The sequence below is a fragment of the Marinobacter sp. PE14 genome (assembly GCF_053566155.1).
This window is the reverse complement of the sequence record NZ_JBQXNY010000001.1, coordinates 128,312-154,167: the sequence shown is the minus strand read 5'-3', so window position 1 is coordinate 154,167 and position 25,856 is coordinate 128,312. Positions and strand designations below refer to the sequence as shown.

Genomic DNA, 25,856 nt, shown 5'->3' with positions numbered 1-25,856 from the left:
ACATATATCTGATATTAATCAATGACCATGAGGACAAAGAAGCGAAACCTACAGGGACTCTTAAATCCAAGGAGAGAACCTGATGAGAGTAACAAACCTGCTGTTCAAACCATTGGCTCTGGCCGTCGCCGTTGCCTCCTTCGGAGTGATGACTGTCCAGGCAACGCCCAAGGATCCCGATCCTTCGACAACCGCTTATGAGGGCACCGCCAGCGCGGTCGACCCTGAATCCGCGAAAGTGGTTCGCACGCCAGGCGCCCCGGACCTGACCGATGCCGAGTTCGAAAAAGCAAAGCAGATCTATTTCGAGCGTTGTGCAGGGTGTCATGGCGTTCTGCGCAAAGGCGCAACCGGCAAGCCACTGACCACTGACATCACCCAGGAAAGAGGCATCGATTACCTCAAGGCCTTTATCAGCTATGGCTCACCAGCGGGCATGCCGAACTGGCTGACCTCCGGCGACCTGACCGAGGACGAAGTGGAGCTGATGGCCAAGTATGTGATGCACGAGCCGCCCCAGCCGCCGGAATACGGTCTTGAAGAAATGAAGGCCACCTGGGAAGTGGTTGTTCCTCCGGAGGACCGCCCCTCCAAGCAGATGAACGATCTCAATCTGAAGAACCTGTTCAGTGTGACCCTTCGGGATGCTGGCCAGATCGCCCTTATTGATGGCGATACCCATGAGATTGCACACATCATCAGTACCGGCTACGCCGTGCATATATCACGGATGTCCGCTTCCGGACGGTACCTGTTTGTCATAGGTCGGGACGCTCTGGTGAACATGGTCGACCTGTGGATGGAAGAGCCGGATACCGTGGCCAAGATCAAGGTTGGCATGGAAGCCCGGTCAGTCGAGACCTCGAAATACAAGGGTTACGAAGACAAGTTCGCCATCGCGGGCACTTACTGGCCGCCCCAGTTCGTGATCATGGACGGCGAAACCCTGGAACCGAAGAAAATCGTCGGCACTCGAGGGATGACTGTGGGCACCCAGGAATACCATCCTGAACCACGGGTCGCCGCCATCGTCGCCTCTCACAAGCATCCGGAATTCATCGTCAACGTGAAGGAAACTGGCAAGATCATGCTGGTGAACTACGAGGATCTGGACAACCTCTCAATCACCAATATTGATGCAGCGCGATTCCTGCATGACGGCGGATGGGACAGCAGCATGCGCTACTTCATGACCGCCGCCAACCAGTCCGACAAGATCGCCGTAGTCGATTCCCAGGACCGCAACCTCGAAGCCCTGGTGGACGTGGGCAAGATTCCCCACCCCGGCCGCGGCGCCAACTTTGTGGATCCGGAGCATGGACCGGTCTGGGCGACCAGCCACCTGGGCGATCCGACCATCCAGTTGATCGGCACCGACCCCGAAGGTCATCCGGACAAGGCCTGGAAAGTGGTCAGAACGCTGAACGGACAGGGCGGCGGATCGCTGTTCATCAAGACCCACCCGAAATCCACCAACCTTTGGGTAGATACCGCCCTGAACCCGGCCGAGACCGTTAGCCAGAGCATTGCGGTATTTGACATCAATAACCTGGATGACGGCTATGACGTGCTCCCGATCGCCGAATGGGCAGACCTGGGTGAGGGGGCCAAACGTGTCGTGCAGCCGGAGTATAACGTTGAGGGTGATGAGGTCTGGTTCTCGGTCTGGAACGCTCAGGACAAGAAATCCGCCCTGGTGGTCGTCGACGACAAGTCTCGCGAGCTGAAGAAGGTGATCACCGATGAGCGGCTGATAACACCCACCGGCAAGTTCAACGTCTACAACACCCAGCACGACGTGTACTGACCGATTCCGGCCCGGAGGAGAATGAAAATGAGACTGGACAGCACTGACAGGCAATTGATCAACCTTTTTCAGCGGGATTTGCCCGTGTGTGAAAGGCCCTATCAGGCAATGTCCCGACAACTGGGCATTGCCGAGGAGGACGTCATTGAACGACTGCAGTCGCTTCAGGCTAGCCAGGTTCTCAGCCGGGTCGGACCGGTTTTCGAACACAGCCGGGCGGGCGCCAGCCTGCTGGCTGCCGTGGAGGCACCAGAGGAACAGCTGGATCTGGTCGCTGCCCGGGTAAACCGTGCTCCCGGCGTGAATCACAACTACGCCCGCGAGCACACCTACAACCTCTGGTTTGTCATGACCGCACCTGACGAAGAGACCCTGGAAGAACGGCTCGACGAACTGGAACACCAACTCAGACTTCCCATGCTTCGCTTACCCATGGTCGAGGCCTACCACATCGATCTTGGCTTTCAGATTGACTGGGAGGCACTGCCGTGACCCTTCACCACTGCCCGGAAAGTCTGGCAATGGTGCCGGAAGTCGCCTCAGCCGGTCCTGTTAGTGCCTGGGGTTTGTTGCGGCTTCGGCGGCAGCTGGAACTCGGCCTTCCACTGACACCAAAGCCCTATGAGATTCTGGCTGAAAAGACCGGTTTGTCAGAGCACGAGGTGATGACCGCAATCAGACAGTGGCAGGCCCACGGGCTCATCAAACGATTCGGGCTGGTTGTCCGGCACCGGACGCTCGGTTACACCGCCAATGCCATGGTGGTGTGGGATGTGCCTGACGACCACGTACAGGCGCTGGGCCAGGCAATGGCTCACACATCGTATATCACGCTCTGCTACCAGCGCCCTCGCCGGCTCCCTGACTGGCCCTACAACCTGTTTTGCATGATCCACGGCGTTGACCGGCAACGGGTAATGAACCAGCTGGCAACACTGATTGCCGAGCAGGGGCTGGAACAGATACCCCATGCCGTGCTGTTCAGTACCAAAGCCTACCGGCAGAGAGGAGGCCGTTATGTCAGCCATGACTGAGAGCCTGGCCACAACGCCCGAATTTACTGAGGTGGAGCGAGCTGTGATTAACCGGCTGCAAACGGGGCTGCCTCTGGTTCATTCCCCTTATGCAGCAGTAGCCGATGAGCTGGGCGTGACCGAGGGAGAGGTTCTGAACACCCTGCAGGACCTGCTGGACCGAAACATACTCAGACGCTTCGGCCCCATGTTCCACGCCGGCGAAATGGGGGGCGGGCTGACTCTGGCTGCCATGCGCGTTCCCCAACAGGACTTTGACCGCATCACCGCGAAGGTTAACGCCTTTGAGGAAGTGGCCCACAACTACCGCAGAGAGCATGAACTGAACATGTGGTTTGTCCTGGCAACGGAAGCGCCGGACGACATAGCCCGGGTTATCGCCGCAATTGAATCCGCTACGGGCTATCGCGTTTACAACATGCCCAAGGAGGAAGAGTTCCATGTCCATCTCCACTTCCCGGTCTGACCACAGCTACGTGCTCTGCGCGCTGGACCGGAAACTGATCCTGGCCACCCAGAGCGGTTTGCCTCTGGTACCGGACCCCTGGGGAACTCTGGGCGAAGAACTGGGATTACCCGCAGACGAGGTTCTGGCCCGTTTTCAACGCATGCAGACTGCCGGCGTTATCCGGCGGGTGGCCGCGGTGCCCGACCACTACCGGCTGGGTTACCGCTTCAACGGCATGACGGTCTGGGATGTCCGCGACGACGCCATCACCGACATGGGCCGGCAAGTGGGCGAACTGCCCTTTGTCAGCCACTGCTACCGACGGCCGCGGAACCTGCCCTACTGGAACTACAACCTGTTTGCCATGGTTCACGGTACCAGCCGTGAAGAAGTCGAAGACAAGGCTTCGCAGATTCACGACTTGCTCGGAGACACCTGCGAAGGCCACACCATTCTTTACAGCTCGGCCATCCTTAAAAAAACCGGTCTGCGGCTGCGGAAATCATAAGAGAGGGAGCACCATGTTCAGAATGACCCGCTACATTAAGAGCCTGATGAATCCGGCTCCTGTGCGCCCGGTTCCGAAACCGACAGGCCCGGTCGTAATCTGGAATCTGATTCGCCGCTGCAACCTGACTTGCAAACACTGCTATTCCATTTCCGCTGATGTGGATTTCAAGGGCGAATTGAGTACCGATGAGGTCTACACCGTGATGGACGACCTGAAGGCCTTCGGCGTGCCGGTGCTGATCCTGTCTGGCGGCGAGCCGCTGATGCGCCCGGATATCTTCGACATCTCTCACCGCGCCAAAGCTTTGGGCTTCTATGTTGGCCTTTCCACCAATGGCACGTTGATCACGGAAGATAATATCCAGCAGATCGCCGAGGCCGGCTACGACTACGTGGGCATCAGTATTGATGGACTTGAACAGACCCACGACGAGTTCCGCCAGAAAAAAGGCGCCTTCGCGGCTTCCATGAAAGCGGTGGAACTTTGCAAGAAGGTGGGAATCAAGGTTGGCCTGCGTTTTACCCTGACTCAGGACAATTACCTCCAGTTGCCGGACATACTCAGGCTTCTGGACGAGCACGACATCGACAAGTTTTATCTATCGCATCTGAACTACTCTGGCCGCGGCGGGCGCAACCGAAAGCGGGACGCCTGGTACGACATGACCCGCGACGCCATGACTCTTCTGTTCAACCATTGCCACGACGAACTCGAGCGCGGCATAGAACGGGAATACGTCACCGGCAACAACGACGCCGATGCCCCATTCCTTCTGCAGTGGGCCCAGGAAAACTACCCAGATCAGGCTCCCGCCCTGGAACAGCGGCTGAGGTATTGGGGGGGCAACGCCTCCGGCGTGAACATTTCCAACATTGACAACCTGGGCGAGGTTCACCCCGACACTTTCTGGTGGGACTACAACCTGGGCAATGTCCGCAACACACCGTTCTCCCGGATCTGGTCCGAAGCCAGTGACTCACTGATGACAGGCTTTCGCCAGAACCCACGCCCCGTCAAGGGACGCTGCGCCGACTGCCGGTACCTGGCCATCTGCAATGGCAACACCCGGGTTCGGGCCTACAACATTTCCGGTGACTTCTGGGAAGAGGACCCTGGCTGTTACCTCACTAACGAAGAAATCGGTGTGCTCGACATGCCCCGGCGGGTTGCCGCGCCAGTCATCGAGATTCCGGTTCATAACCTGTAAGGACAAGCATCATGACAACCAGCCAAAGGAAGAAGTGCCTGGTGGAGTTCCAGTTGGCGGAACAACCCTTACGGGCAGGAGAGGTAGCCATCGTTGGAGCAGGTCCGGGAGACCCCGGACTTCTGACTCTGCGGGCCCTGATGCTGATACAGCAAGCCGATGCCATTGTGTACGACCGCCTGGTTTCGCCCCAGATCATGGAACTGGTGAGCCCGGCGGCCGAACGCATTCACGTTGGCAAGGCGAGCGGGTGCCATTACGTTCCACAGGAAGACACCAATGAATTACTGGTGCAGCTGGCAGTCAAACAACGCCGGGTGGTTCGGCTGAAAGGCGGGGACCCTTACATCTTCGGCCGTGGTGGCGAGGAAGCGGAGTTCCTGGTGGATAACCACATCGACTTCCAGGTGGCACCCGGCATAACCTCCGCCGCCGGTTGCGCCTCATACTGCGGCATACCGCTGACGCACCGGGAATACTCCCAGAGCGTCACCTTCGTAACCGGCCACCGCAAGGCCGACCAGTCCCTGGAACTGAACTGGCGTGTACTGGCGGCGCCAGGCCAGACCCGGGTGTTCTACATGGGGCTTCACAACGCGCCGACTATTGTCCGGGAGCTCACTGCCCATGGTCTGCCTGGAGACTGTCCTGTTGCCCTGGTTGAGCGCGGAACCACCCCGCAACAACACATGGCCGTCACGACCCTGGCACAACTTGAACACACCATTCGCCGTGAGGGCTTCCAGCCACCAACACTGATCATTGTTGGTGAGGTTGTCCGACTGGCAGAAAAACTGGCGCACCCCACAGCCGGCTGGCATTCCGAACAAATGGACGCAGCTGCAGCTATCGCAGGGAGCCAGGCCGTATGATCGACAGCAAAAACACTCTGCTGATTCTTGCCACCAGTCTGCTGATTACCACGTCCCTCCAGGCCAGCCCGGCTGTGAAAACCGAAACGCTGTACCAGCAACACTGTGCCAGCTGCCATGGCACCAATCGCCTGGGAGGAATGGGCCCGGCACTGCTGCCGGAAAACCTCTCGCGGTTGAAAAAGCCTCAGGCAGAAACAGCCATCCGCCACGGCCGGCCGGCAACCCAGATGCCAGCCTTTGCCGATGTTCTCGATAGTGACTCCATCACAGCGCTGGCAGAGTATATCTACCAACCTCCCGCCGACAGTCCAACCTGGGGCCGGGCCGAAATCCTGGGCAGCCATCTGCTGCCTTACCCACAGGGTACCCTTCCCGATCAGCCCGTTTACCAAGCCGATATGATGAACCTGTTCCTGGTGGTGGAAATCGGCGACCACCACGTCACCCTGCTCGACGGGGACAGGATGGAACCCATCCACCGATTTCCGAGCCGCTACGCCCTTCATGGCGGCCCGAAGTACAGCCCGGACGGTCGTTACGTCTACTTTGGATCCCGGGATGGCTGGATCACCAAATACGACCTGTACAACCTGAAAGTAGTGGCGGAAGTGCGCGCCGGCATCAACATGCGTAACATCGCCGTCTCCGCTGACGGCAACTACGTAATGGCCGCCAACTATCTGCCCCATACCCTGGCACTGTTCGATGCTGACAATCTCGAACTCATGGACCTCATCCCGGTAGAAAACGATGCCGGTGAAAGCTCCAGAGTCAGCGCCGTGTACGCGGCCCCGCCAAGGAACAGCTTCATCGCCGCCCTGAAGGACATTCCCGAAGCCTGGGAAATCAACGTTGACGATGGCGAGGCCAACGTTCGCCGGATGCAAACCGATACCTGGCTGGATGATTTCTTCTTTGACCCAGGCTACGAACACCTCATCGGCGCCGCCCGGGATGGCAAGCACGGTTACGTGATCAATCTCGATACCGGCAAAACAGTCGCCGAACTCCCTCTTCCCGGCATGCCCCACCTGGGTTCCGGCATTACCTGGGAGTACCAGGGCCACCGCGTGATCGCGACCCCACACTTTCGTACCGGGGCCGTCTCCATCATCGATATGGACACCTGGGAAGTCATCAAGACCCTCAAAACCGATGGACCGGGATTCTTCATGCGCAGCCACGAAAACTCCCGCTACGCCTGGGTGGATGTGTTCTTCGGCCCTAACAAGGACAAGGTCCACGTGATCGACAAGCAAACCCTGGAAATCGTCAAAACTTTGCAACCCGCTCCAGGCAAAGTCGCCGCCCATTTGGAGTTTGACCGTTACGGTGAAAAGCTGCTGCTGAGCGTATGGGACAAGGACGGCGCCGTTATCGTCTACAACGCAGAAACCCTGGAGGAAGAAAAGCGCCTTCCCATGAACAAACCGTCCGGCAAATACAACGTCTGGAACAAGATCAATTATGAAGAGGGGACCAGTCACTAATCGTTATCGATTCAGTGAAAAAGCCTTAATGATTTAAGTCATTTCAAAAGATGCTTTCCTGATACCATAATTGACCTGACACTCATAACAGGGTCAATGCCATGAACAGTATTTTCAGGCCAGACGTCTCCTCCGCTCCATGCATGTTGGGAGAAAACAACCCGGATATTGTTGAGCAGGATGCCGCGCCAGAGTCGGCAGCCCTCCTGCATGGCCTGAGCCGGGTATTCGGTATTCGTTTGACAGGCCATGAAAATCACCCGGACGCCCAGTTTCTGGCAGACCTCGCACGCCTGTTCCACATCAGACGGGTAGACCCCGAAACTGCACTGGAGAAACACGATAAACCCTGGGCAAACGTTTACCTGATTCAGTACGGCATACTCCGGCTGTTCCGGGAAGCGCCAAGTGGCAAGGTGTCGGTGCACCATTTCTTCTCCGAAGGCGATATGGTCTGGCCGGTTTTTGGCCGAACCCGCACAGTACGCAATACCCTTTGCCTGACTACGGTCACGCCGGTGACCACCTGGGTGGCCGACTTCTCGGCTTTCCGGTCGGCGATCCAGTCTCATGGAGAGGGGCTCTGGCCCCAGTTCGCTCTGGCACTGACAGAAGAAATCGCAGAGCTCACCAGCATGAGGGAATTCCGAAAGCACACAATGCCGGCCCGTGATCGATATCGGTTATTGCTCGAGGAATATCCGGAGCTGGTCAAACGGGTGCCGGACAATCAGCTGGCGTCATGGCTCGGTGTTGTGCCGGCGACTTTTTCCCGTCTCAAAACCGGAGCCGCAAGAACCTAGCTGTGAAGGTGAGGCACCCGGAGCGCTGCATAAAAAGGGGCAGCAAGCTCTCGCCTGCCGCCCTGAAAAACGCTCAACGCTTTGCTAAAACCTCAGTATCATCCGTGCAGCTTTACTGCCAGTTCGGCAACGTGCTTGCCCTGGAAGCGGGCAATGGCCAGTTCCTTTTCACTCGGTTGCCTGGAGCCATCGCCACCCGCGATGGTTGAAGCGCCGTAGGGCGTTCCGCCATTCACTTCAGAGATATCGAAGAACTCGGGAATGCCGTAACCAAGGGGCACAATCACCATGCCGTGGTGAGCCAGGGTGGTCCAGAAAGAGCTTATAGTGTGCTCCTGCCCGCCCCCGGTACCGGTCGACGTGAACACGCTGGCTAGTTTGCCGTGGAGCTTGCCTTCAGCCCACAAGCCACCCGTTTGGTCCATAAAGGTACGCATCTGGCCAGCCATGTTGCCGAAACGAGTGGGCGTGCCGAAAATCACCGCATCGTATTCTGCCAGTTCTTTAGGATCAGCCACTGGCGCTTCCTGATCCGCCTTTCCGCCAGCACTGACAAATGCTTCGTCGCCCATCGTCTCGGGCACGCGCTTGATCGTCACATCGGCACCGACGACGCCTTTAGCGCCGTCGGCAATGGTGTTTGCCATCGTCTCGATATGGCCATACATGGAGTAATAGAGCACAAGCACTTTTGCCATGAGAAAAACCTCCCGTGTCTTTAAATCGTTATACGGATGCTAACCAGAGGCAGACTCGAGAGAAATCGGAAGTTTTCCGACAGGTTATTCAGTTTTTCTGAACAGCCTCACAGGATGGTCACTCTCGGCCATTGCGTACACGTGTACGCTCAAGTATTTTATTGCCATGACAAATCAGGAAGACCACTCAGTGACAGTGACAGCAACTCCATCCCCAGCACCAAATATCCATCACCGCATTGAGGAATGGCTGAACAGTGCGACCCACGGGCTCGGCGCCATCCTGAGCGTTATCGGCACCGCGGCCTTGATCATTGGCGCCAGCCAGTTCGGGGATATCTGGAGGATTGTCAGCTTCAGTATTTTTGGCGCTTCGCTGATCCTGCTATACCTGGCCTCCGCCCTGTATCACAGTGCCAGGCGGCCGGAACTTAAAAGCGCCTTCAAGACCCTGGATCATTGCGCCATTTTTCTGCTGATCGCCGGTACCTACACGCCGTTCCTCCTGGTAAACATGCGCGGAACGGTCGGCTGGACGCTGTTCGCCGTGATCTGGTCATTGGCGATTACCGGGGTGGTGTTGAAGGTTATTTTCAAGAACCGGTTCAAACTGGCGAGGGTCGGCATCTATATCGCCATGGGGTGGCTGATCACTTTCGCCTCTTCCGATCTCGTGGCCAACCTGAGTGAGACCGCCCTGAACCTGACGATTGCCGGCGGCGTTGTCTACACCGCCGGTGTCGCCTTTTATCTGGCGGATCGCATACCCTACATGCACGCTGTCTGGCACCTGTTCGTTATAGGCGGAAGCGCCTGCCATTTCAGCGCCATCTATTTCGGCGTTTTGCCCTACACGGCCTGATCAGAACCCCCATACCATGGCCATCAGCAGGCCCCAGGCCAACAGGGACGCCGCAATAACGGTGTAGGTAGCAGACATGGCGACCACATCGTTATCCGTTCGCTCACACAGGGAGCGAACGCCCTGATACACCAGCGCACAGGACAGAAATAGTCCAGCAAACACGGCAACCACGCTCACCGCCAGAGCCGGTACCAGTAACGCCAGTGACGAAAGCCAAAGCGGTAGCGGAGCAATAGCGGCCAGCAGATAGGCATCCTTGTAACCCATCTTCAATTCATGGCTATTCATCACGGCGTGAATCAGCCATCCCATGACGAAAAACGTGAGCAATTCGGCCAGAAACAGAATGGTGGTGATAAACCGCCATTGCTTGTCGCCGAACCCCTGAATAAAACCATCCCCGTATTGCGTGCCCGCGTAGTACAGCAGCACCGGCGGCAGGAACGACAAAGGGACAACAACGACCCATGCCAGGAACGGAATGGACAGATCAAGGCGCCGAAGCTCTGACCAGGCGCCATTGCCGGAAAAGGGTAGACGGGCAAGCTGTGAAATATTCATGATGCACCTTTTAAAATGTATCCGGTGTTAGTTTCATTGATAGTGTCAGGACGCCGACCGGTCAAGGAGACCAGATGACTTCGGACAACTCGGAAAGGTCGCGGAAAAAACGTCCTGCATTCTGGGTATTCTTTCCAGCGGCAGCGCTTCTCGCGGCATTGGCCCGGCTTAGTGCGGGGACTAATCCTTTCGCGAATCCCGGCCTGCTCTGGCTGTCAGCCGCGAGCTGGTCGTGCATCTATTTGCTCGTCACCCCCCCCCCAGCTTTTTGTCCTGTTCCGGCGTAGCCAGAACCGTCGGAAATGATTGGCTACCTCCACTGCGCCGACCACCGAATTGCCTACCCATTTTGGATTATTACCATCGTATCTATCTGAATTAAATGGATTTTTAAGGCCAAAAATGCGGAGGAAATAGCACCAAAAAACAGGTAAGAGCTGACACCTTTTTGTCCTTGAGAAATATCAAGAATCCCTCCCCACCTCGCTTTGCACAATGGACTCGAGAAACCCGGATGCCACCAGAAATGGGGCCAGGGGCACGTTAACCGAGGGAGTCAAAATCATGGCCAAAACCAACGCCGACATCGAACACTGGGATGTCGAAAGTGAAGAATTCTGGGAACGGGAAGGCAAGCGCATCGCCTCCCGAAACCTGTGGATTTCCATACCCAGCCTGCTGATGGGCTTCGCCGTCTGGCTGATGTGGGGGATGATCACCACCCAGATGAAGAATCTGGGTTTTCCATTCACCATTGATCAGCTGTTTACCCTGTCTGCGATTGCCGGCTTGTCCGGCGCAACCCTGCGGATCCCGGCCTCGTTCATGATCAAGATTGCCGGCGGACGAAACACTGTCTTCCTGACTACCGCCCTGCTGATGATTCCTGCGGCCGGTACCGGCATCGCCCTGATGAACCCCGACACACCGTTTATCGTGTTCCAGGCCCTGGCGCTACTCTCCGGTATCGGTGGCGGTAACTTTGCCTGCTCCATGAGCAACATCAGCACCTTCTACCCGAAAAGCAAACAGGGCTATGGCCTGGGCATGAACGCCGGTCTCGGTAACTTCGGCGTCACTACCATGCAAGTGGTCATCCCGCTGGTAATGACCGTGGGTATCTTCGGCGCCCTCGCCGGCGACCCGATGCAATTGCAAAGCCCGAGCGGCACCCTGATTGGCCGCATCGAAGCGGGCACCGACACCTGGATCCAGAACGCCGGGTTTATCTGGTTGGTGTTTCTGATTCCCCTGGCGTTTGCCGGCTGGTTTGGCATGAATAACCTGAAAGTGGTTACTCCCAATCCGGGCAACCCGCTCTCGGCCTTCGGCAAGATTCTGGGACTCTATGGTGTAGGCATTCTCGCCTCTATCGCAGGCGTCTGGGCCCTCAGCGTACTGAACATGTGGCTGGCCCTCCCCCTGACCATCGTGCTCACGCTGATTCTTCTGCGACTGATCCCGGGCGACATCAAGCCCAATATCCAGAACCAGTTTGCCATCTTCAGCAACAAGCACACCTGGTCCATGACCGTGCTTTACATCCTGACCTTCGGCTCTTTCATCGGCTTCTCCGCTGCCCTGCCGCTGTCTATCAGCGTTATCTTCGGCAACATGATGGAAGTGGCGGCCGATGGCACCGTAACCCGTGTGGTTAACCCGGATGCGCCGAGCGCACTTACCTGGGCCTGGATGGGACCGTTTGTGGGCGCCCTGATTCGTCCCGTGGGCGGCTGGATTTCCGACAAGGTGGGCGGATCCATCGTTACCCAGATCATCTCGGTTGTGATGGTCGCGGCCTCCGTGGCCACCGGCTATGTGATGATGCTGGCCTACAACTCCACCGACCCAAACACCTACTTTGCGCCGTTCCTGATCCTGTTCATCGTTATGTTTGCGGCCAGTGGTATCGGTAACGGCTCCACCTTCCGCAGCATCGGCTTCATCTTCAACCAGCAGCAGAAAGGCCCGGTTCTGGGCTGGACCTCCGCGGTTGCCGCCTACGGTGCGTTTATCGCCCCTCGGGTGATGGGCCAGGAAATCCAGGCCGGCACTCCGGAAGTGGCCATGTACGGGTTTGCGGTGTTCTACGCGCTCTGCCTGGTAGTTAACTGGTGGTTCTACCTGCGCAAGAATGCATACATTAAAAATCCCTGATACTGGGTTCATACGACAGCCGGCGTCCGTTCAGGACGCCGGCTTTTTTGTGCCTGCTCCTCATCAAAGGCTTCTCCCTACCTATCGCGAATGACGCACTCGCCGGCAAATGCTAGATTTAAAATAATTGATTCAAACCTGACAGAATCAGGGAGCCTGCCATGTCCTTCGAAGAGCTCTTTGACGCAAGCTACGAACGCGTCCTTCAGACCCCATCCGAACTCCCTGACTTCTTTGAAGCCTTCTACCGCCGGTTCCTCATGTCTTCACCGGAGGTACGGGCACTGTTTCGCAACACAGATATGGCAGTTCAGCGAAGTATGCTGAAGAAATCCTTTTTTAGCCTCGTGGCGTTTTACGCCAGCGGCAACGTTGACGATGTCCTCCATCGAATTGCATGCCTGCACAGTGCCCGCCATCTCAGTATCAAGCCCCACCTATACGATCTCTGGCTCGACTGCCTGACGGACACTGTAAGAACCTATGACTGGGAGTGCAGCGATGATATCGAACTGGCCTGGAGGTTGGTGCTGAGCCCTGGAATCACCTATATGAAATTCGGCTACGATCACTTCTGATCTGAGGTGAGCATCAGATCAGAAGTGATCCCCGAAAGACTTCCCTTACAAACGAAAAAAGGCCGCCGGGCTATGCCTCGGCGGCCTTCTCGTCAACGTCGGTGGATCAGCTGGTAGCAGCCTGCCGGCGACGCTCTTCCTCTTCGATCTGGAGGTCCACAGAGGATACCTGGTATTCGTCAGCAAACCCTGATTCCGGCTCTTTCAGCCACATGATGCACAGCAGCCAGCTGATAAACGCCCCGCCGGCAATGATATAGAAGAACTGGGTTGGGGTTACAAAGGTGAAGATGGTGAGGTACACCACCGCGCCCACGTTGCCATAAGCCCCAGCCATACCGGAGATCTGCCCGGTAAGACGCCGCTTGATAGAGGGGATAATGCCAAAGGTTGCGCCCTCGGCACCCTGCACGAAGAACGAGGTGAATACAGTAATGCCCACGGCGATAATCAGCGGCCAGTTGGAGTTCATCAGGCCCATGAGCGCGAAGCCGACGGAGATACCGAACATGTAGCTGAGCATCACAAACCGGCGGTTGCCCATGCGGTCTGAAACCAGGCCACCCATCGGGCGCGCCACCAGGTTCACGAAGGCGAAAGAAGCCGCAATAAGGCCGGCGGCGGTCGCGCTCAGGCTCCAGGTTTCCTCGAAGAACATCGGCAGCATGGACACCACTGCAAGCTCGGCACCAAAGTTGGCGAAGTAAGTGCTGTTCAACGCTGCCACGCTGTTAAACGGGTATTTGTCGTCTTCCGGCACGCCCTGTTTCAGCAAGGGAACGTTTACCCTGAGAATCTGGATAATCTGGTAACACACGATGGCGACAATCACGGCGTAGCAAATCGTCGCTCCGGTGGCACTCAGGTACCCCATGTTCTCGATACGCCATACCAGAATACCCAGAACGCCCACCAGCGGGATGGTCCAGAGGATAAGTTTGATCATATCGACCCAGCTGCTGACTTCCAGCGCCACGGCCTTGCGGGGCTTGCGGTGGACCGTGCCTGCGGGGCCATCGGTAATCGCAAACCAGTAGTAGACACCATAGGCCGCCATCACGATCGCGCTCTGGGCAATCGCCCAGCGCCAGCCATCTTCACCACCGTACATTTGCAGTGCAATGGTCGGGAGAGTAATCGCCGCAGCAGCGGAACCGAAGTTGCCCCAACCGGCATAAAAACCCTCGGCAAAGCCTATGTCTCTGGGCTTGAACCACATGGCAGTCATATGGATGCCGACCACAAAGCTGGCACCGATGGAGCTGAGCACCAGACGGCTAACGAGGAGCTGGGTCATGGTGTTACCGAACGCAAACACCAGCGCCGGGATGGACATCAGCACCATAAGCACCGAGAACACACGCCGTGGCCCGAAACGGTCCAGAGCCATACCTACAATAATCCGGGCAGGTATGGTCAGTGCCACGTTGCAGATGGCGAACAGGCGAAGATCATCTGTGGTAAGCCAATTGACGCTCTTGAGCATGCTGGATGCCAGCGGCGCCATGTTGAACCACACGTAGAAGGTTATAAAGAATGCGATCCAGGTCAGGTGCAGCGCCCTGACTTCCGGATTCTTGACGCGGAAAACGTCTGCGACTTTCATGTCAGCCTCCCTGGGCTTTCAGGTACAGAAACGGTTATGGCCAGACTCAACGGCTGGGCAGAATAAGAAGCGGGCACTGGATGCGGCGGGCGAGGAAGGAACTCACGCTGCCGAAGGTCATGTAATCCAGCTCGTCCACGAAATAAGTCAGTGAGCGGGCAATGAAGCCACCGTCCGGCTCGTGGCTGTGGCGGGCGATAACCAGCATGTCCGGATGAACTTTCTTTTCGGCTGCAAACAGCAGCATCTTTCTGGGGTCACCTTCCAGAAGCATGTTTTCGGCGGAGACCTGTTCCTGTTCACACACCGCCATGGCTTCAGCGATGTGTTTTTTCAGATCGGCCAGCTCTTCCTGGAACATTTCCTCGTTTCCGGAGGTGATATCGCGGGGATTTTCGGCAACGGCCACGAGGGTAATAACGGGTTTCAGGTCGCGAAACATGGTGATGGTCTGGGCCAGAGCCAACCTGGCATTTCGCGAACCATCGTAGGCAATCATGATTTTCATTTCTTGGGTTCTCCCGAAGGCGTTTTGGCGCCCCTTGTGGGGGCATTTCAAGGGACATCCATTGATATCTGTCAGCATTAGCCCACACTCCGGTGCCGCCCATAATTGATGAATATCAATGCTGATGACGGGTACCCCACGAGAGAAATCAAGGATCTATCCCTTGAGCCTTAAAAGCCCTGGATTGCCTACCACCGCTGCACCCAGCAGGAGGTACCTCCAATGCCCCGCATGGAAAAACCCTGATTTTGGTAAGGTTTAAGAGGTGTTTTCAGACCTCATTTGATGAACGTCCGGAGGGAAAGGAGCATGGCCAATACCCCATCCAAGCCGGCGCAATACCGCGCGCTCGGTTTATCCACATTTGCCTTCACCCTGTGTTTTGCGGTGTGGACCATTTTCTCCATCATCGGGATCCGTATCAGCGAAGATCTCGGGCTTTCCGATACCCAGCTCGGCCTGCTGATGGCAACTCCGATTCTTACCGGCTCCATCAGCCGACTGTTCCTTGGCATCTGGACGGACCGTTACGGTGGTCGTTGGGTATTCGGCATCCTGATGCTCACCACCGCTGCCTGCGTTTACCTGCTCACCTTCGCCACCACGTACATCATGCTTCTGGTGGGTGCCCTGGGCGTGGGCCTTGCGGGCGGCGCCTTTATTGTCGGGGTGGCCTACACAGCGGCCTGGTTTGAGCCGGCACGGCAGGGAACGGCGCTGGGGATTTTTGGTGCAGGTAACGTGGGTGCGGCGGTGACCAATTTCGGAGCGCCATTCCTGCTGGTCGCATTCGGCTGGGAAAGCACTGCCCAGATCTACGCCACAGTGCTGGCGATCATGGGTGTTGTTTTCATCGTGTTGGCCAAGGAAGACCCAATGGCCGCCGAGCGCGCGGGCGAAAAGGCAAAGTCCTTCATGGAGCAGATGGAGCCGCTGCGGGAATTAAGGGTCTGGCGGTTTGCCCTGTACTATTTTTTCGTTTTTGGCGCGTTCGTGGCCCTGGCGCTCTGGCTGCCGCACTTCCTGATCGGCGTTTACGGCCTGGACATCAAAACCGCCGGCATCATTGCGGCGCTCTACACCATCCCCGCTTCCCTGTTCCGGATTCTCGGTGGCTGGATGTCGGACCGTTTCGGCGCCCGCCGGGTGATGTACTGGACCTTCGGTGCCTCGGTTCTGTGCACGTTTTTGTTGAGCTACCCGCCCACCGATTACGTGGTCCAGGGCATTGATGGCGATATCCGCTTTACCCTGGCCATGAACCTGCCCATGTTCGTAGCCCTGATTTTTGTCCTCGGCTTTTTCATGTCCCTGGGCAAGGCCGCCGTCTACAAACACATTCCGGTTTACTACCCCATGCACGTCGGCGCAGTGGGTGGTGTGGTAGGCATGATTGGCGGTCTTGGCGGATTCATCCTGCCGCTGACATTCGGCGTGCTCAACGATCTCACCGGGATCTGGCAAAGCTGTTTCATGCTGATGTTCGTGATCGTCGCCGCTGCCCTGGTGTGGATGCACTACGCGATCCGGTCTGCCGAGCGGGTGGAGTGGGCCGCCAACGAGGAAAGGACGGATTTGCCGGAACTGGCCTCGCCACAGCTGTTTTATCCGCTCAACCGGAAAAAGCCATAACCGGGAGTTACCCTGCGCCTCTCTGCCCCCGTCTTCGGGGGTTTTTTTGGCTTATAATCGTGATTTTTATCACTAACCGGAGGGCGCAATGGCCAAGTGGCTGGTTAAATCAGAACCCGCGGAATGCGGCATCGAGGATTTTGCCAAAGCCTCGAACGGTGTGATTCCGTGGGATGGCGTGCGCAACTACCAGGCCCGCAATTTTCTGGCGCGCATGGCAGAGGGTGACGAGGTCTTTCTTTACCACTCCAGCTGCAAACACATCGGGATAGCCGGCATCGTAACGGTCGTTCGCAGCGCCTATCCCGATCCAACCCAGTTTGATCCTGAATCGCCCTATTTTGATGCCAAGAGCACGGCTGAGAAGCCTCGCTGGCAAGCCGTGGACATGGAGTACGTTCGCACGCTGTCGAGACTGATCCCGCTGGATGAGCTGAAATCCATTGCCGGGCTCGAAGACCTGCCTTTGGTCCGCAAGGGTAACCGGCTCTCGGTGATGCCCGTGAGCGAGGAGGAATGGCAGATCATCCTAGGCCAGGCTGGCTGACACCAGGGATCTGCCATCGGCTCGTCACTCGTCGTGGGGAATCGGATCCGGGCTGCGATCCCAGCCCACCAGAGCAAGGGTTGCCACCACCCCGATCAACAAGCCCATCCAGGGTTCAAAGAACGCAAGAGCAGCCCCGATCAGAACCACGGTACCCCGGGACGCGTTATCCCTCGGGATCGACATGGCAATGTAGGCGCAGGCAAAGCCGGTCAGCACGAGAGTCAGCGACAGCGCAACACCCAGCAGCGGTTTGAGCCCTGTCAGCAGCGGCAACAGGAAGAAGATGAACGGCAGGCCCATCAGGTAGTAGGAGGCCAGTCCGCTGTGGAGACTGTTCATGGCTTTCGGCCCTTGCTTCCAGCGCTGGACCACAATGACGTGGACGCCGGTCCAGACCGCGCCCTGGGTGGGGAAGAATGGCGCAACAATGCCCATGATGGCGTTGCGGATCGACAACGAGAAATGGGTGCGGTTCAGGTTGATATCCACGTGCTCGTCCTTGCGCACCTTCAAGCCGTCCCGCAACACTTCATTCCCGGTGACCAGATCGCCAAACAGGATGATGTAGGCAATCAGTGCCAGCGGAATACTCTGGAGAATCATCTCCTGGGAGGGCCAGCCTATGGCCAACGGCGAAACCTTCGCCAATGCCTCGCCCAGTGGTGGCACCAGGATTCCCCATTGGATATCGAAATTCACCTCACCAACCAAGGGCCCGACGATGGCCGCGGCCAGAAAGCCCGGCAGCAGGCCTAGAGCTCCCAGCATAAAGAAGAACCGGCTGCGCTCCTTGAGCTTCTGCATCGGAATGGAGAAGGTGAATATCAGGCAGATGGCGCAGGCAAGACCCGTGGCGATGGGCTGCTCGAGCAGAAAGCGCTCCGCATCGTCCACGAACACCCGCTTGAGCGCAGCTATCGAGGCCCCGAGAATAATGCCGGCCTTGAGCGTGTCGGGCAGCCAGATCACGAAGCGACGACCCAGGCCGGTTATACCGAGAAACAGGACAAGCGAGGCAAACACCAGACTCAGCGCGGTCATCGCCTGGAACCGGCTGACCGGGTCCTCGTAGCCCCCTATCACAAACGCCAGAATCAGGGGCAACGCGGGGGTAATCCAGCCGCCAGCGTAGGGCTCGCCGAAAACGATCACCGCCGAGGCAATCAGGGAGGCATGGATCATCGATAATGCGACGGCTTCTTCGAAACTGAGGCCAAAGAAGGCGGTCATTACGGGGATCAACGCCAGGCCTGTGGCGGCTGAAACAAACAGCCCCTGCAGGAACTCGGACCAACACAGGCGCGTGTGGTAAAAGGGCACGCGGAAAGTGAACGGCCCCCAGCGCCAGCCGGCTAACTCCGGTCTATCTTCCATGGATTGTCACTCGCTTTTTGGTTTTATTGTTTGCGACTTGATTATGGGAAGGGTTTGCGGATCGCACGAATGAATATTTCTGATCAGGCTGAATAAATCCTGCTAATTACACACCGCCGCGCACTTTGCAAAACGAACGACTCTTGTTGAGGCTATCCAATTCTGTCCCGGCCCTTTAGAATTCGGCCTTCCCCGAATCTTCTGGAGCCGTCGCCTGCCATGCCGTCCCAACTGAACCCCGCCTCCGGTTTCGAGAAACTCCGCCGCATTGAGTCCAGCAAGGTTTTCCAGGGCGCAGTCATCACCATCATCATTCTGTCTGCACTGACCATTGGCGCCAAAACCTATGATCTGCCTCCCTTGGTGGAGAAGTCGCTCATCGTGATGGACAACGGCATTACGCTGTTCTTCCTGATGGAGATCCTGTTCCGTTTTAGTGTATGCGCCAATAAGAAACGCTTTCTGTTCGACGGCTGGAACCTGTTCGATACCCTGGTGGTGATCGGCAGTCTGATTCCTCTGGATAATTCTGAAGCGGTGTTGCTGGGGCGTCTGTTGCGGGTGTTCCGGGTCTTGCGCCTGGTATCCGTGGTTCCGGAACTCCGGTTCCTGATCAACTCGCTGCTAAAAGCGATTCCGCGCATGGGCTACATCGCCCTGCTGATGTTTATCATTTTCTACATCTACGCGGCCATGGGTTCGATGTTCTTCGCCAGCGTGGACGAGGAGCTCTGGGGCGACGTGGCCATTGCCATGCTGACACTCTTCCGGGTGGCTACCTTCGAGGACTGGACAGATGTGATGTACGCCACCATGGAACAGTATCCGCTGAGCTGGGTTTTCTACATCACCTTCATATTCCTCACGGCGTTTGTTTTCCTGAATATGATGATCGGGGCAATCCTGGAGGTCATGAGCGAAGAGCAGAACGCCAAGCAGGCCCAGAAGGCCCACGATGAACGGGACGAAATTGCCCGCCAGCTCCAGGCCGTTCAGGTACAACTGGCGGAGCTGACGAAGCAGATCAGCGAAAAGCGCTGACTCAGAATGGCTTTGTCATTGCCAGATGCAGGATGGCGCTCACCTGAACCAGGGCCAGCACCGCAGCGGAAATTCGAACGGGCTTTCCGAGGGTGGTTTTCAGGGCGAATACGCCAGCAATGATGTAGCCGACCAGCAATACAATTTTGGCAATCAGCCACCCGGGCATGGCCGACGCGTACCCGGCCACAAAAACCAGCGAGATAGCCGCCACCAGCAGAATGGTGTCGTTGATGTGGGGGATGAACCGCAGCGGGGTCTGGCGCCAGCCCGGTCTTCCGACGGCGTCCAGAAGCAGGCGCAGGGCAAACAGGGTGATAGTGAGGTACGCGGTGGTCACGTGCAGGTGCTTCAGAATCATGTACGCGGTCATGAAAGTTCCTTTGTTAACAGGCATTTTGCCGCATTGTACGCAATCTACCTACAAGCAGGTATGGTTAAGACGGATGTCAGGGTTTAACATATACACAGAATACATGTATATGGGAGACACCTATGCGGGCCATTCCAACTTCCCCTGAACGGGCGTCGGTCAGCGTCAGCCAATTATTTTCCTACCCCTTCCGGATTTTCTTTCTGTCCATGACCGTCCTGGCCCTTTCCGCCATTCCACTCTGGGTAATGCAGGTCAATGGCGTCATCAGCCTGCCCCTCGCCATGCCTGGCTTGTTCTGGCATCAGCACGAGATGCTGTTCGGGTTTCTGTCGGCAGCAATCGCGGGTTTTCTGCTGACCGCAGTGTGCGTGTGGACCCAGACAGAACGAACTCACGGATTCAGATTGGTGCTGCTCTGGGGTGTCTGGCTGGCTGGTCGTCTACTACTGGCAACCGGTGCTGACCTGCCCTTTTGGCTGGTTCAGGGCGTGAACCTGGCGTTCCTGCCCCTGGTCATGGTGGATGCCGGCTGGCGCATCTGGCACGCCCGGCAAAAACGGCAACTGATGATCATGGTGGTACTCGGCCTGCTCTGGCTGATGCAAATCGGCTTTGTCACCCGCCTCGACATGGCCTTCAGCTATGGCGCCTTGATCATGGCCATGGCACTGATCAGCATCATCGGTGGCCGCATCACTCCGGCGTTTTCCACCGGCTGGTTGCGCCAGAGGGGACTCGACAGCAACGCTGTAAAGACCATTCCTGCGCTGGATATGGCAACTGTATTCAGCCTGATTCTGCTGATGGCATCTCTGGTGACTGGCTGGCAAACCGTTACCGGTTTGCTGGCGCTGCTGTCTGGTGCACTTATGCTGGTGCGTCTGGCGGGATGGAAGGGCTGGCTCGTTCGCCAGGAACCCCTGCTCTGGATTCTGCACCTTTCCATATTGTGGGTGCCGGTGGCCCTGTTCCTGCTGGCCGGCACACTGTTCGCAGGTTGGCCTTCCAACGCCTGGAGTCACGCAGCCGGAACCGGCGCGGTGGCATGCCTGATTCTCGGGGTCATTGCCCGGGTCGCCCTCGGACACAGCGGCAGACCACTGGAGCTGCCCAAAGGCATGGTGCTTGCGTTCTTTGCGATTCATCTGGCGGCGCTGATTCGAGTACTTACCGCCTTTGGAGTTATCCCCTGGCACCCCGGCATTGGCAGCAGCACTATGCTCTGGCTTTTTGCCTTCGGTATGTTCCTGTACCGCTACACCGCCATCCTGGCCAGCCCCAGACCGGATGGCAGAGAAGGCTGACCCGTTGGTCAGGCAGCCAACTCCTGCCTGACCAGAAACTCGAACCTTGCTCTTGCCTGGCGGAACCGGCTGGCCGGGAAGTGAATACTGATTCCTTCCAGTGCCGCCAGCAGCATCTCGAGATGAGCATCCCAGCCCGCACAGGCAATGGGCACCACTTCATCATCAGGCAGCAATAATGTGAGCGACAGGCGGGTGCCCCCATCGATCGGATCAAGCTCCCATATCAACGGACGCTCGGGGGAATCACCCGAACTCCAGGAATAGGCCAGGCGACGATTGGGCTGGCAATCCGTGACCCGACAATCGATCGGCATGCCACTGTTACCGAAATCCAGCTGAACCCGACCGCCCGGCCTTGCATCCAGCGTACCAGGAGCCAGCCACTCAGCCAGACACACGGAATCTGTCAGCATCTCCCAGACTCGTTCCGGCAAGTGCCCGGTTTCTCTTTCAAGGCGGACCATAACCCGGTCACCCTGGCGCCGGACCTTGCCTGCAATAATTTCCTCATTCCCGGACATACGCCCTCCTTGCCAGTTTCGAATCTCCGGATGTCACAGAACGGACTTCTGATGATTGTATTCGCGGGGTCGGACAAGCACCTTGATGACCATCAAACGGGGTAAACAGACAAATTCCGGGAACTTCAAACCGGCAATCATCCACTAAAGGTCAATAGCAGCTCCCGAAATTCGAGCTAAAGTATGAGGAAATCATTTTGTAACAGAGATACTGGCACTATGAACCCGGATCATTTTGATAAAGAAGACCTGATCAAATGCGGCCATGGCGAGCTCTTCCCCGGCTCCATGCGCCTGCCCATCAGCGAGATGCTCATGTTTGACCGCGTCACGCACATTGCGGACGACGACGGGCTCTACGGCAAGGGCAGTCTGGTAGCGGAGCTCGACATCAATCCGGACCTGTGGTTCTTCAAGGTGCACTTCGTTGATGATCCCGTGATGCCGGGCTGCCTCGGCCTCGATGCCATGTGGCAGCTGGTAGGCTTCTTCCTGGCGTGGGGTGGCGGTGAAGGCAAGGGGCGCGCATTGGGCGCCGGTGAAGTGAAGTTTACCGGTCAGGTGTTGCCCACAGCCAAGAAGGTCACTTACCGTCTGGATCTCAAGCGCGTGATCAGACGCAAGCTGACCATGGCGATTGCTGATGGCCGGATGGAAGTAGACGGCCGGGAAATCTACACTGCCAAAGACCTGCGGGTTGGCATGTTCACCTCGACCGATGATTTTTAGGAGTTAACAGGATGCGTCGTGTTGTAATCACCGGTATGGGCATTGTTTCCAGCCTTGGTACCAACCAGAAGGAAGTTGCCCAGTCACTCAGGGACTCACGTCCCGGTATCGGCTTCAGCGAAGAGGCCCGGGATAATGGTCTGCGCAGCCACATCTGCGGCCAGATCAACCTGAACCTGCCCGAACTGATTGATCGGAAACTGTGGCGCTTCATGTGCCCGGCGTCCGGCTATACCTATCTGGCGATGCTCGAAGCCATCGAGCAGGCCGGGCTGACCGACGAGCACATCAAGGCCGACACCACCGGCATTATCTTCGGCCAGGGTGGCGCATCAACGGTTGAGCTGCTCGATTCCATCGATACACACCGCGACCGCGGCATTCGCCGGGTCGGCCCCTATCGCGTTCCCCGCACCATGGGCAGCGCCATTAACGCCTCTCTGGCTACCGGCTTTGGTATTCGCGGCATCAACTACGGCATCACCTCCGCCTGCGCCACCAGCGCACATTCCATCGGCCATGCCGCGGATCTGATCGCTCTCGGGCGCCAGGATGTGATGTTTGCCGGCGGCGGCGAGGATATCCACTGGACCCTGAGCCTGCTGTTCGATGCCATGGGCGCCCTGTCCACCAAATACAACGACACGCCGGAACTGGCTTCGCGCACCTACGACGCGAACCGGGACGGCTTCGTAATTTCAGGAGGTGGCGGTGTTTTGGCCCTTGAAGCGCTGGAGCACGCAGAAGCGCGGGGCGCAAACATACTGGCAGAGCTCGTCGGCTTCGGTGCAACTTCCGATGGCGCCGACATGGTTGCTCCGAGTGGCGAGGGCGCAGTGCGCTGCATGAAGCAGGCAATGAAGAATCTGGATGGCGAAATCAGCTACGTGAACACTCACGGCACCAGCACCCCGGCCGGGGATATCACCGAGCTTAAAGCCCTGAAAGAGACGTTTGGCGACAAGATCCCGCCGTTGAGCTCCACCAAACCCCTTTGCGGCCATGCCCTGGGCGCGGCGGGCGTGCATGAGGCCATCTACAGCCTGATCATGCTGCGTGACGGCTTTATTGCTCCGTCGGCAAATATCCAGACCCTCGACGAGGGAGCCGAAGGCTACCCGATCGTGCGGGAACGCATGGATAACCAGAAACTGGACCTGGTGATGAGCAACAGCTTTGGCTTTGGCGGCACCAATGCCTCTCTGGTGTTCAAAAAAGCCTGATCCGGATCAGGACAGCCTGACCGAGCGGTATTCAGCCGGGGATGTTCCCATCCAGCGCTTGAAAGCCCGGCTGAATGCGCTCAACTCCGAAAAACCGAGCTGCTCTGCAATCTCCACCAGCGGTTTGGTCCTGTCCTGCATGTAGGTCAGCGCTTGCCTGCGGCGAACATCCTCCAGCAAACGGGCGAATGTCAGCCCTTCACGCTTCAGTTTCTTGTGCAACGTGTAGCGGCTCATATGCAGCTGCGACGCCACGACTTCCACACCAACTTTGCCACGAGCAAGCTGTACACTGATCAGGGAACTGACCCTGACACTCAGCGAAGCCCGCGCCACCTCTGGCGTCAGAGGCTTTGATGCCATCTGGAACTCCTCCTTTGCAACGCTTCGGCCCGAAAAGCCCGAACTGTGAGCGTACACATGTTAGCCGAAAACAATCAATAAGACCTTTGAGCAGGATCAAGGGAACGGCCGACGGCATACGGCAAAATGCTCCGCTTTCAGAATCTCCCGGAGCCATTATGAACACCCCGGAACTGCTAGCCCCCGCGGGCACCCCTGAACATCTTGAGACCGCCTTTGCCTATGGCGCCGATGCGGTCTACGCCGGCCAGCCCCGCTATTCGCTGAGAGTAAGAAACAACAGTTTCAAAGACGTTGCAGCGCTTGGCGCAGGCATTGAACGGGCCCACGAACTGGGCAAACAGTTCTACCTTGTCTCCAACATAGCACCTCACAACGATAAGGTGCGGTCCTATCTAAGAGATCTGGCTCCAGTACTGGAACAAAAACCCGACGCACTGATTATGTCGGATCCCGGCCTGATCATGCTGGTGCGCGAAAAATGGCCAGACCAGCCCATCCATCTCTCAGTGCAGGCCAACGCGGTAAACTGGGCCACGGTGGAGTTCTGGCGGCGTCAGGGAATCAGCCGGGTCATCCTCTCCCGGGAACTGGCATTAAACGAGATTCGCGAGATCCGCGACCGGGTTCCGGAGATGGAGCTCGAAGTCTTCGTCCACGGCGCGCTGTGCATGGCTTACTCCGGTCGCTGCCTGCTCTCGGGTTACATGAACCACCGGGACGCCAACCAGGGCGCCTGCACCAACGCCTGCCGCTGGAGCTACAAGCAAGTCCAGCACGACCACGACCAGACCGGCGACCTGATCGCCACCTGTGGGAGCGGCGAAGTACAGGAAGTGGCGCCAAAAGAAATCCTGCTGGAAGAGCCCAACCGTCCAGGGGGGTTCATCCCCGCCTATGAAGACGAGCACGGCACCTACATCATGAACTCGAAGGATTTGAGAGCCGTTCAGCATGTCGCCGAACTGGCAAAGTTGGGGGTGCACTCTCTGAAAATCGAAGGGCGAACAAAGAGTACCTACTACGTGGCCCGCACCACCCAGGTCTACCGCCGAGCTATCGACGAGGCGGTGCAGGGCAAGCCTTTCGACATGGGCCTGATGAACGAACTGGAAGCCCTCTCCAACCGGGGCTACACCGAAGGCTTCCTCCGCCGCCACCTGCCCCGGGAGTACCAGACCTACGAACAGGGCTCCTCATTCCTCGGCACCCAGCAGGTGGTTGGCACCATTACCGACACGGATGACCAGTGGCTGACCATCGACGTGAAAAACAAATTCGCTCCCGGCGATCAACTGGAACTGATCAGCCCGGCCGGCAACATCCGGTTCTCGGCAGATATCATGGAAAACCGAAACGGCCAGGCCATGGACTATGCGCCTGGCAGCGGGCATATCGTGCGAATTCCGATACCGGCTGATCTTCCACAAACTCTGGAGCACAGCTACCTCACCAGAATCCTGACCACCGGCGACTAGCGATTAGTCTGACTATCAGCCCCATTGCCAGCCCCTTAGTGCCCCAACGGCCGATTAAGGTATAATCACGCCACGCCCAAATTAATACCTGACTATTTTACTCTGGTATTGTAT

27 protein-coding genes are annotated in these 25,856 nt (G+C 57.4%); 19 read left to right on the top strand and 8 right to left on the bottom strand.

Going from position 1 to position 25,856, the window contains the following annotated elements; all coding sequences use genetic code 11:
* Window positions 1-82 precede the first annotated feature (82 nt).
* The 9 genes from ACWJ62_RS00710 to ACWJ62_RS00670 all read left to right on the top strand — a co-directional run bounded on the left by ACWJ62_RS00710 (window position 83) and on the right by ACWJ62_RS00670 (window position 8,175).
* On the top strand, window positions 83-1,807 hold the full coding sequence (locus tag ACWJ62_RS00710; RefSeq protein ID WP_449284468.1) for a cytochrome D1 domain-containing protein: 1,725 nt from the start codon (window positions 83-85) through the stop codon (window positions 1,805-1,807).
* A gap of 27 nt (window positions 1,808-1,834) precedes the next feature.
* Window positions 1,835-2,299, top strand: coding sequence for an AsnC family transcriptional regulator (locus ACWJ62_RS00705; protein WP_449284467.1), 465 nt, complete (start codon window positions 1,835-1,837; stop codon window positions 2,297-2,299).
* A 29-nt stretch (window positions 2,300-2,328) separates the two neighbouring features.
* Window positions 2,329-2,841, top strand: coding sequence for a siroheme decarboxylase subunit beta (gene ahbB / locus ACWJ62_RS00700; RefSeq protein WP_449285330.1), 513 nt, complete (start codon window positions 2,329-2,331; stop codon window positions 2,839-2,841).
* Window positions 2,825-3,307, top strand: coding sequence for an Lrp/AsnC family transcriptional regulator (locus ACWJ62_RS00695; protein ID WP_449284466.1), 483 nt, complete (start codon window positions 2,825-2,827; stop codon window positions 3,305-3,307). The genes ahbB (ACWJ62_RS00700) and ACWJ62_RS00695 overlap by 17 nt, the downstream gene beginning before the upstream one ends.
* Entirely contained in the window at window positions 3,282-3,797 is a 516-nt protein-coding gene (ahbB, locus tag ACWJ62_RS00690) for a siroheme decarboxylase subunit beta (protein ID WP_449284465.1), read from the top strand. The genes ACWJ62_RS00695 and ahbB (ACWJ62_RS00690) overlap by 26 nt, the downstream gene beginning before the upstream one ends.
* A 13-nt stretch (window positions 3,798-3,810) precedes the next feature.
* Entirely contained in the window at window positions 3,811-5,007 is a 1,197-nt protein-coding gene (nirJ, locus tag ACWJ62_RS00685) for a heme d1 biosynthesis radical SAM protein NirJ (protein ID WP_449284464.1), read from the top strand.
* Between the two features lie 11 nt (window positions 5,008-5,018).
* A complete protein-coding gene (gene cobA / locus ACWJ62_RS00680; RefSeq protein WP_449284463.1) occupies window positions 5,019-5,879 on the top strand; it encodes a uroporphyrinogen-III C-methyltransferase in 861 nt (286 codons plus the stop codon).
* The gene (locus tag ACWJ62_RS00675) at window positions 5,876-7,372 is read left to right on the top strand and encodes a cytochrome D1 domain-containing protein (RefSeq protein WP_449284462.1); all 1,497 of its coding nucleotides are present in this window, start codon (window positions 5,876-5,878) and stop codon (window positions 7,370-7,372) included. The genes cobA and ACWJ62_RS00675 overlap by 4 nt, the downstream gene beginning before the upstream one ends.
* Window positions 7,373-7,473: 101 nt before the next feature.
* Window positions 7,474-8,175: a Crp/Fnr family transcriptional regulator gene (locus tag ACWJ62_RS00670; protein ID WP_449284461.1), complete on the top strand. Its 702-nt coding sequence runs from the start codon at window positions 7,474-7,476 to the stop codon at window positions 8,173-8,175.
* 98 nt (window positions 8,176-8,273) lie between these two features.
* Here the strand turns inward: ACWJ62_RS00670 and wrbA are convergent, their stop codons facing one another.
* Window positions 8,274-8,873, bottom strand: coding sequence for an NAD(P)H:quinone oxidoreductase (gene wrbA / locus ACWJ62_RS00665; RefSeq protein ID WP_449284460.1), 600 nt, complete (start codon window positions 8,871-8,873; stop codon window positions 8,274-8,276).
* Between the two features lie 166 nt (window positions 8,874-9,039).
* Here wrbA and trhA point away from each other — a divergent pair, with 166 nt between their 5' ends.
* Window positions 9,040-9,735 (top strand): PAQR family membrane homeostasis protein TrhA, encoded by a 696-nt coding sequence (gene trhA, locus ACWJ62_RS00660; protein ID WP_449284459.1) that lies wholly within the window; start codon window positions 9,040-9,042, stop codon window positions 9,733-9,735.
* Here the strand turns inward: trhA and ACWJ62_RS00655 are convergent, their stop codons facing one another.
* Window positions 9,736-10,299: a Yip1 family protein gene (locus tag ACWJ62_RS00655; RefSeq protein WP_449284458.1), complete on the bottom strand. Its 564-nt coding sequence runs from the start codon at window positions 10,297-10,299 to the stop codon at window positions 9,736-9,738.
* Between the two features lie 564 nt (window positions 10,300-10,863).
* Here ACWJ62_RS00655 and ACWJ62_RS00650 point away from each other — a divergent pair.
* Window positions 10,864-12,456 (top strand): antiporter, encoded by a 1,593-nt coding sequence (locus ACWJ62_RS00650; RefSeq protein ID WP_449284457.1) that lies wholly within the window; start codon window positions 10,864-10,866, stop codon window positions 12,454-12,456.
* 161 nt (window positions 12,457-12,617) lie between these two features.
* Window positions 12,618-13,034: a globin gene (locus ACWJ62_RS00645; RefSeq protein ID WP_424005630.1), complete on the top strand. Its 417-nt coding sequence runs from the start codon at window positions 12,618-12,620 to the stop codon at window positions 13,032-13,034.
* Between the two features lie 106 nt (window positions 13,035-13,140).
* Here the strand turns inward: ACWJ62_RS00645 and ACWJ62_RS00640 are convergent, their stop codons facing one another.
* On the bottom strand, window positions 13,141-14,640 hold the full coding sequence (locus tag ACWJ62_RS00640) for an MFS transporter (RefSeq protein ID WP_449284456.1): 1,500 nt from the start codon (window positions 14,638-14,640) through the stop codon (window positions 13,141-13,143).
* 46 nt (window positions 14,641-14,686) lie between these two features.
* The gene (locus ACWJ62_RS00635; protein ID WP_449284455.1) at window positions 14,687-15,148 is read right to left on the bottom strand and encodes a universal stress protein; all 462 of its coding nucleotides are present in this window, start codon (window positions 15,146-15,148) and stop codon (window positions 14,687-14,689) included.
* Window positions 15,149-15,457: 309 nt separating this feature from the next.
* Between ACWJ62_RS00635 and ACWJ62_RS00630 the strand changes: the two genes are divergently transcribed.
* Window positions 15,458-16,780, top strand: coding sequence for an MFS transporter (locus ACWJ62_RS00630; protein WP_449284454.1), 1,323 nt, complete (start codon window positions 15,458-15,460; stop codon window positions 16,778-16,780).
* 88 nt (window positions 16,781-16,868) lie between these two features.
* Window positions 16,869-17,327: an EVE domain-containing protein gene (locus ACWJ62_RS00625; RefSeq protein WP_449284453.1), complete on the top strand. Its 459-nt coding sequence runs from the start codon at window positions 16,869-16,871 to the stop codon at window positions 17,325-17,327.
* Between the two features lie 24 nt (window positions 17,328-17,351).
* On the opposite strand, the gene ACWJ62_RS00620 is transcribed toward ACWJ62_RS00625, so the two are convergent.
* A complete protein-coding gene (locus tag ACWJ62_RS00620) occupies window positions 17,352-18,704 on the bottom strand; it encodes a hypothetical protein (RefSeq protein WP_062781106.1) in 1,353 nt (450 codons plus the stop codon).
* Window positions 18,705-18,923: 219 nt separating this feature from the next.
* Between ACWJ62_RS00620 and ACWJ62_RS00615 the strand changes: the two genes are divergently transcribed.
* Window positions 18,924-19,745 (top strand): ion transporter, encoded by an 822-nt coding sequence (locus tag ACWJ62_RS00615; protein ID WP_449284452.1) that lies wholly within the window; start codon window positions 18,924-18,926, stop codon window positions 19,743-19,745.
* 1 nt (window position 19,746) lies between these two features.
* Here the strand turns inward: ACWJ62_RS00615 and ACWJ62_RS00610 are convergent, their stop codons facing one another.
* On the bottom strand, window positions 19,747-20,118 hold the full coding sequence (locus ACWJ62_RS00610; RefSeq protein WP_008169360.1) for a SirB2 family protein: 372 nt from the start codon (window positions 20,116-20,118) through the stop codon (window positions 19,747-19,749).
* A gap of 122 nt (window positions 20,119-20,240) precedes the next feature.
* Here ACWJ62_RS00610 and ACWJ62_RS00605 point away from each other — a divergent pair, with 122 nt between their 5' ends.
* Window positions 20,241-21,425, top strand: coding sequence for an NnrS family protein (locus ACWJ62_RS00605; RefSeq protein ID WP_449284451.1), 1,185 nt, complete (start codon window positions 20,241-20,243; stop codon window positions 21,423-21,425).
* A gap of 8 nt (window positions 21,426-21,433) precedes the next feature.
* Here the strand turns inward: ACWJ62_RS00605 and ACWJ62_RS00600 are convergent, their stop codons facing one another.
* Window positions 21,434-21,949, bottom strand: a complete 516-nt coding sequence (locus ACWJ62_RS00600; protein WP_449284450.1) for an SRPBCC family protein — start codon at window positions 21,947-21,949, stop codon at window positions 21,434-21,436.
* A 219-nt stretch (window positions 21,950-22,168) separates the two neighbouring features.
* Between ACWJ62_RS00600 and fabA the strand changes: the two genes are divergently transcribed.
* Together fabA and fabB are read left to right on the top strand one after the other, a co-directional pair.
* On the top strand, window positions 22,169-22,678 hold the full coding sequence (fabA, locus tag ACWJ62_RS00595; protein ID WP_449284449.1) for a bifunctional 3-hydroxydecanoyl-ACP dehydratase/trans-2-decenoyl-ACP isomerase: 510 nt from the start codon (window positions 22,169-22,171) through the stop codon (window positions 22,676-22,678).
* A gap of 11 nt (window positions 22,679-22,689) precedes the next feature.
* Complete coding sequence (gene fabB / locus ACWJ62_RS00590; RefSeq protein ID WP_449284448.1) at window positions 22,690-23,901, top strand: beta-ketoacyl-ACP synthase I; 1,212 nt, start codon at window positions 22,690-22,692, stop codon at window positions 23,899-23,901.
* Between the two features lie 6 nt (window positions 23,902-23,907).
* On the opposite strand, the gene ACWJ62_RS00585 is transcribed toward fabB, so the two are convergent.
* Window positions 23,908-24,264 carry a helix-turn-helix transcriptional regulator gene (locus ACWJ62_RS00585; protein WP_014578227.1) on the bottom strand — a complete coding sequence of 119 codons (357 nt, stop codon included), beginning with the start codon at window positions 24,262-24,264 and terminating at the stop codon, window positions 23,908-23,910.
* A gap of 158 nt (window positions 24,265-24,422) precedes the next feature.
* Here ACWJ62_RS00585 and trhP point away from each other — a divergent pair, with 158 nt between their 5' ends.
* Window positions 24,423-25,742, top strand: a complete 1,320-nt coding sequence (gene trhP / locus ACWJ62_RS00580) for a prephenate-dependent tRNA uridine(34) hydroxylase TrhP (protein WP_449284447.1) — start codon at window positions 24,423-24,425, stop codon at window positions 25,740-25,742.
* Window positions 25,743-25,856 lie beyond the last annotated feature (114 nt).

What these genes read in the sequence shown, in the direction of transcription:
- ACWJ62_RS00710 (WP_449284468.1), top strand. Translation starts at nt 83, where the DNA reads ATGAGAGTAACAAACCTGCTGTTCAAACCATTGGCTCTGGCCGTCGCC.
- ACWJ62_RS00705 (WP_449284467.1), top strand. Translation starts at nt 1,835, where the DNA reads ATGAGACTGGACAGCACTGACAGGCAATTGATCAACCTTTTTCAGCGG.
- ahbB (WP_449285330.1), top strand. Translation starts at nt 2,329, where the DNA reads ATGGTGCCGGAAGTCGCCTCAGCCGGTCCTGTTAGTGCCTGGGGTTTG.
- ACWJ62_RS00695 (WP_449284466.1), top strand. Translation starts at nt 2,825, where the DNA reads ATGTCAGCCATGACTGAGAGCCTGGCCACAACGCCCGAATTTACTGAG.
- ahbB (WP_449284465.1), top strand. Translation starts at nt 3,282, where the DNA reads ATGTCCATCTCCACTTCCCGGTCTGACCACAGCTACGTGCTCTGCGCG.
- nirJ (WP_449284464.1), top strand. Translation starts at nt 3,811, where the DNA reads ATGTTCAGAATGACCCGCTACATTAAGAGCCTGATGAATCCGGCTCCT.
- cobA (WP_449284463.1), top strand. Translation starts at nt 5,019, where the DNA reads ATGACAACCAGCCAAAGGAAGAAGTGCCTGGTGGAGTTCCAGTTGGCG.
- ACWJ62_RS00675 (WP_449284462.1), top strand. Translation starts at nt 5,876, where the DNA reads ATGATCGACAGCAAAAACACTCTGCTGATTCTTGCCACCAGTCTGCTG.
- ACWJ62_RS00670 (WP_449284461.1), top strand. Translation starts at nt 7,474, where the DNA reads ATGAACAGTATTTTCAGGCCAGACGTCTCCTCCGCTCCATGCATGTTG.
- wrbA (WP_449284460.1), bottom strand. Translation starts at nt 8,873, where the DNA reads ATGGCAAAAGTGCTTGTGCTCTATTACTCCATGTATGGCCATATCGAG.
- trhA (WP_449284459.1), top strand. Translation starts at nt 9,040, where the DNA reads ATGACAAATCAGGAAGACCACTCAGTGACAGTGACAGCAACTCCATCC.
- ACWJ62_RS00655 (WP_449284458.1), bottom strand. Translation starts at nt 10,299, where the DNA reads ATGAATATTTCACAGCTTGCCCGTCTACCCTTTTCCGGCAATGGCGCC.
- ACWJ62_RS00650 (WP_449284457.1), top strand. Translation starts at nt 10,864, where the DNA reads ATGGCCAAAACCAACGCCGACATCGAACACTGGGATGTCGAAAGTGAA.
- ACWJ62_RS00645 (WP_424005630.1), top strand. Translation starts at nt 12,618, where the DNA reads ATGTCCTTCGAAGAGCTCTTTGACGCAAGCTACGAACGCGTCCTTCAG.
- ACWJ62_RS00640 (WP_449284456.1), bottom strand. Translation starts at nt 14,640, where the DNA reads ATGAAAGTCGCAGACGTTTTCCGCGTCAAGAATCCGGAAGTCAGGGCG.
- ACWJ62_RS00635 (WP_449284455.1), bottom strand. Translation starts at nt 15,148, where the DNA reads ATGAAAATCATGATTGCCTACGATGGTTCGCGAAATGCCAGGTTGGCT.
- ACWJ62_RS00630 (WP_449284454.1), top strand. Translation starts at nt 15,458, where the DNA reads ATGGCCAATACCCCATCCAAGCCGGCGCAATACCGCGCGCTCGGTTTA.
- ACWJ62_RS00625 (WP_449284453.1), top strand. Translation starts at nt 16,869, where the DNA reads ATGGCCAAGTGGCTGGTTAAATCAGAACCCGCGGAATGCGGCATCGAG.
- ACWJ62_RS00620 (WP_062781106.1), bottom strand. Translation starts at nt 18,704, where the DNA reads ATGGAAGATAGACCGGAGTTAGCCGGCTGGCGCTGGGGGCCGTTCACT.
- ACWJ62_RS00615 (WP_449284452.1), top strand. Translation starts at nt 18,924, where the DNA reads ATGCCGTCCCAACTGAACCCCGCCTCCGGTTTCGAGAAACTCCGCCGC.
- ACWJ62_RS00610 (WP_008169360.1), bottom strand. Translation starts at nt 20,118, where the DNA reads ATGACCGCGTACATGATTCTGAAGCACCTGCACGTGACCACCGCGTAC.
- ACWJ62_RS00605 (WP_449284451.1), top strand. Translation starts at nt 20,241, where the DNA reads ATGCGGGCCATTCCAACTTCCCCTGAACGGGCGTCGGTCAGCGTCAGC.
- ACWJ62_RS00600 (WP_449284450.1), bottom strand. Translation starts at nt 21,949, where the DNA reads ATGTCCGGGAATGAGGAAATTATTGCAGGCAAGGTCCGGCGCCAGGGT.
- fabA (WP_449284449.1), top strand. Translation starts at nt 22,169, where the DNA reads ATGAACCCGGATCATTTTGATAAAGAAGACCTGATCAAATGCGGCCAT.
- fabB (WP_449284448.1), top strand. Translation starts at nt 22,690, where the DNA reads ATGCGTCGTGTTGTAATCACCGGTATGGGCATTGTTTCCAGCCTTGGT.
- ACWJ62_RS00585 (WP_014578227.1), bottom strand. Translation starts at nt 24,264, where the DNA reads ATGGCATCAAAGCCTCTGACGCCAGAGGTGGCGCGGGCTTCGCTGAGT.
- trhP (WP_449284447.1), top strand. Translation starts at nt 24,423, where the DNA reads ATGAACACCCCGGAACTGCTAGCCCCCGCGGGCACCCCTGAACATCTT.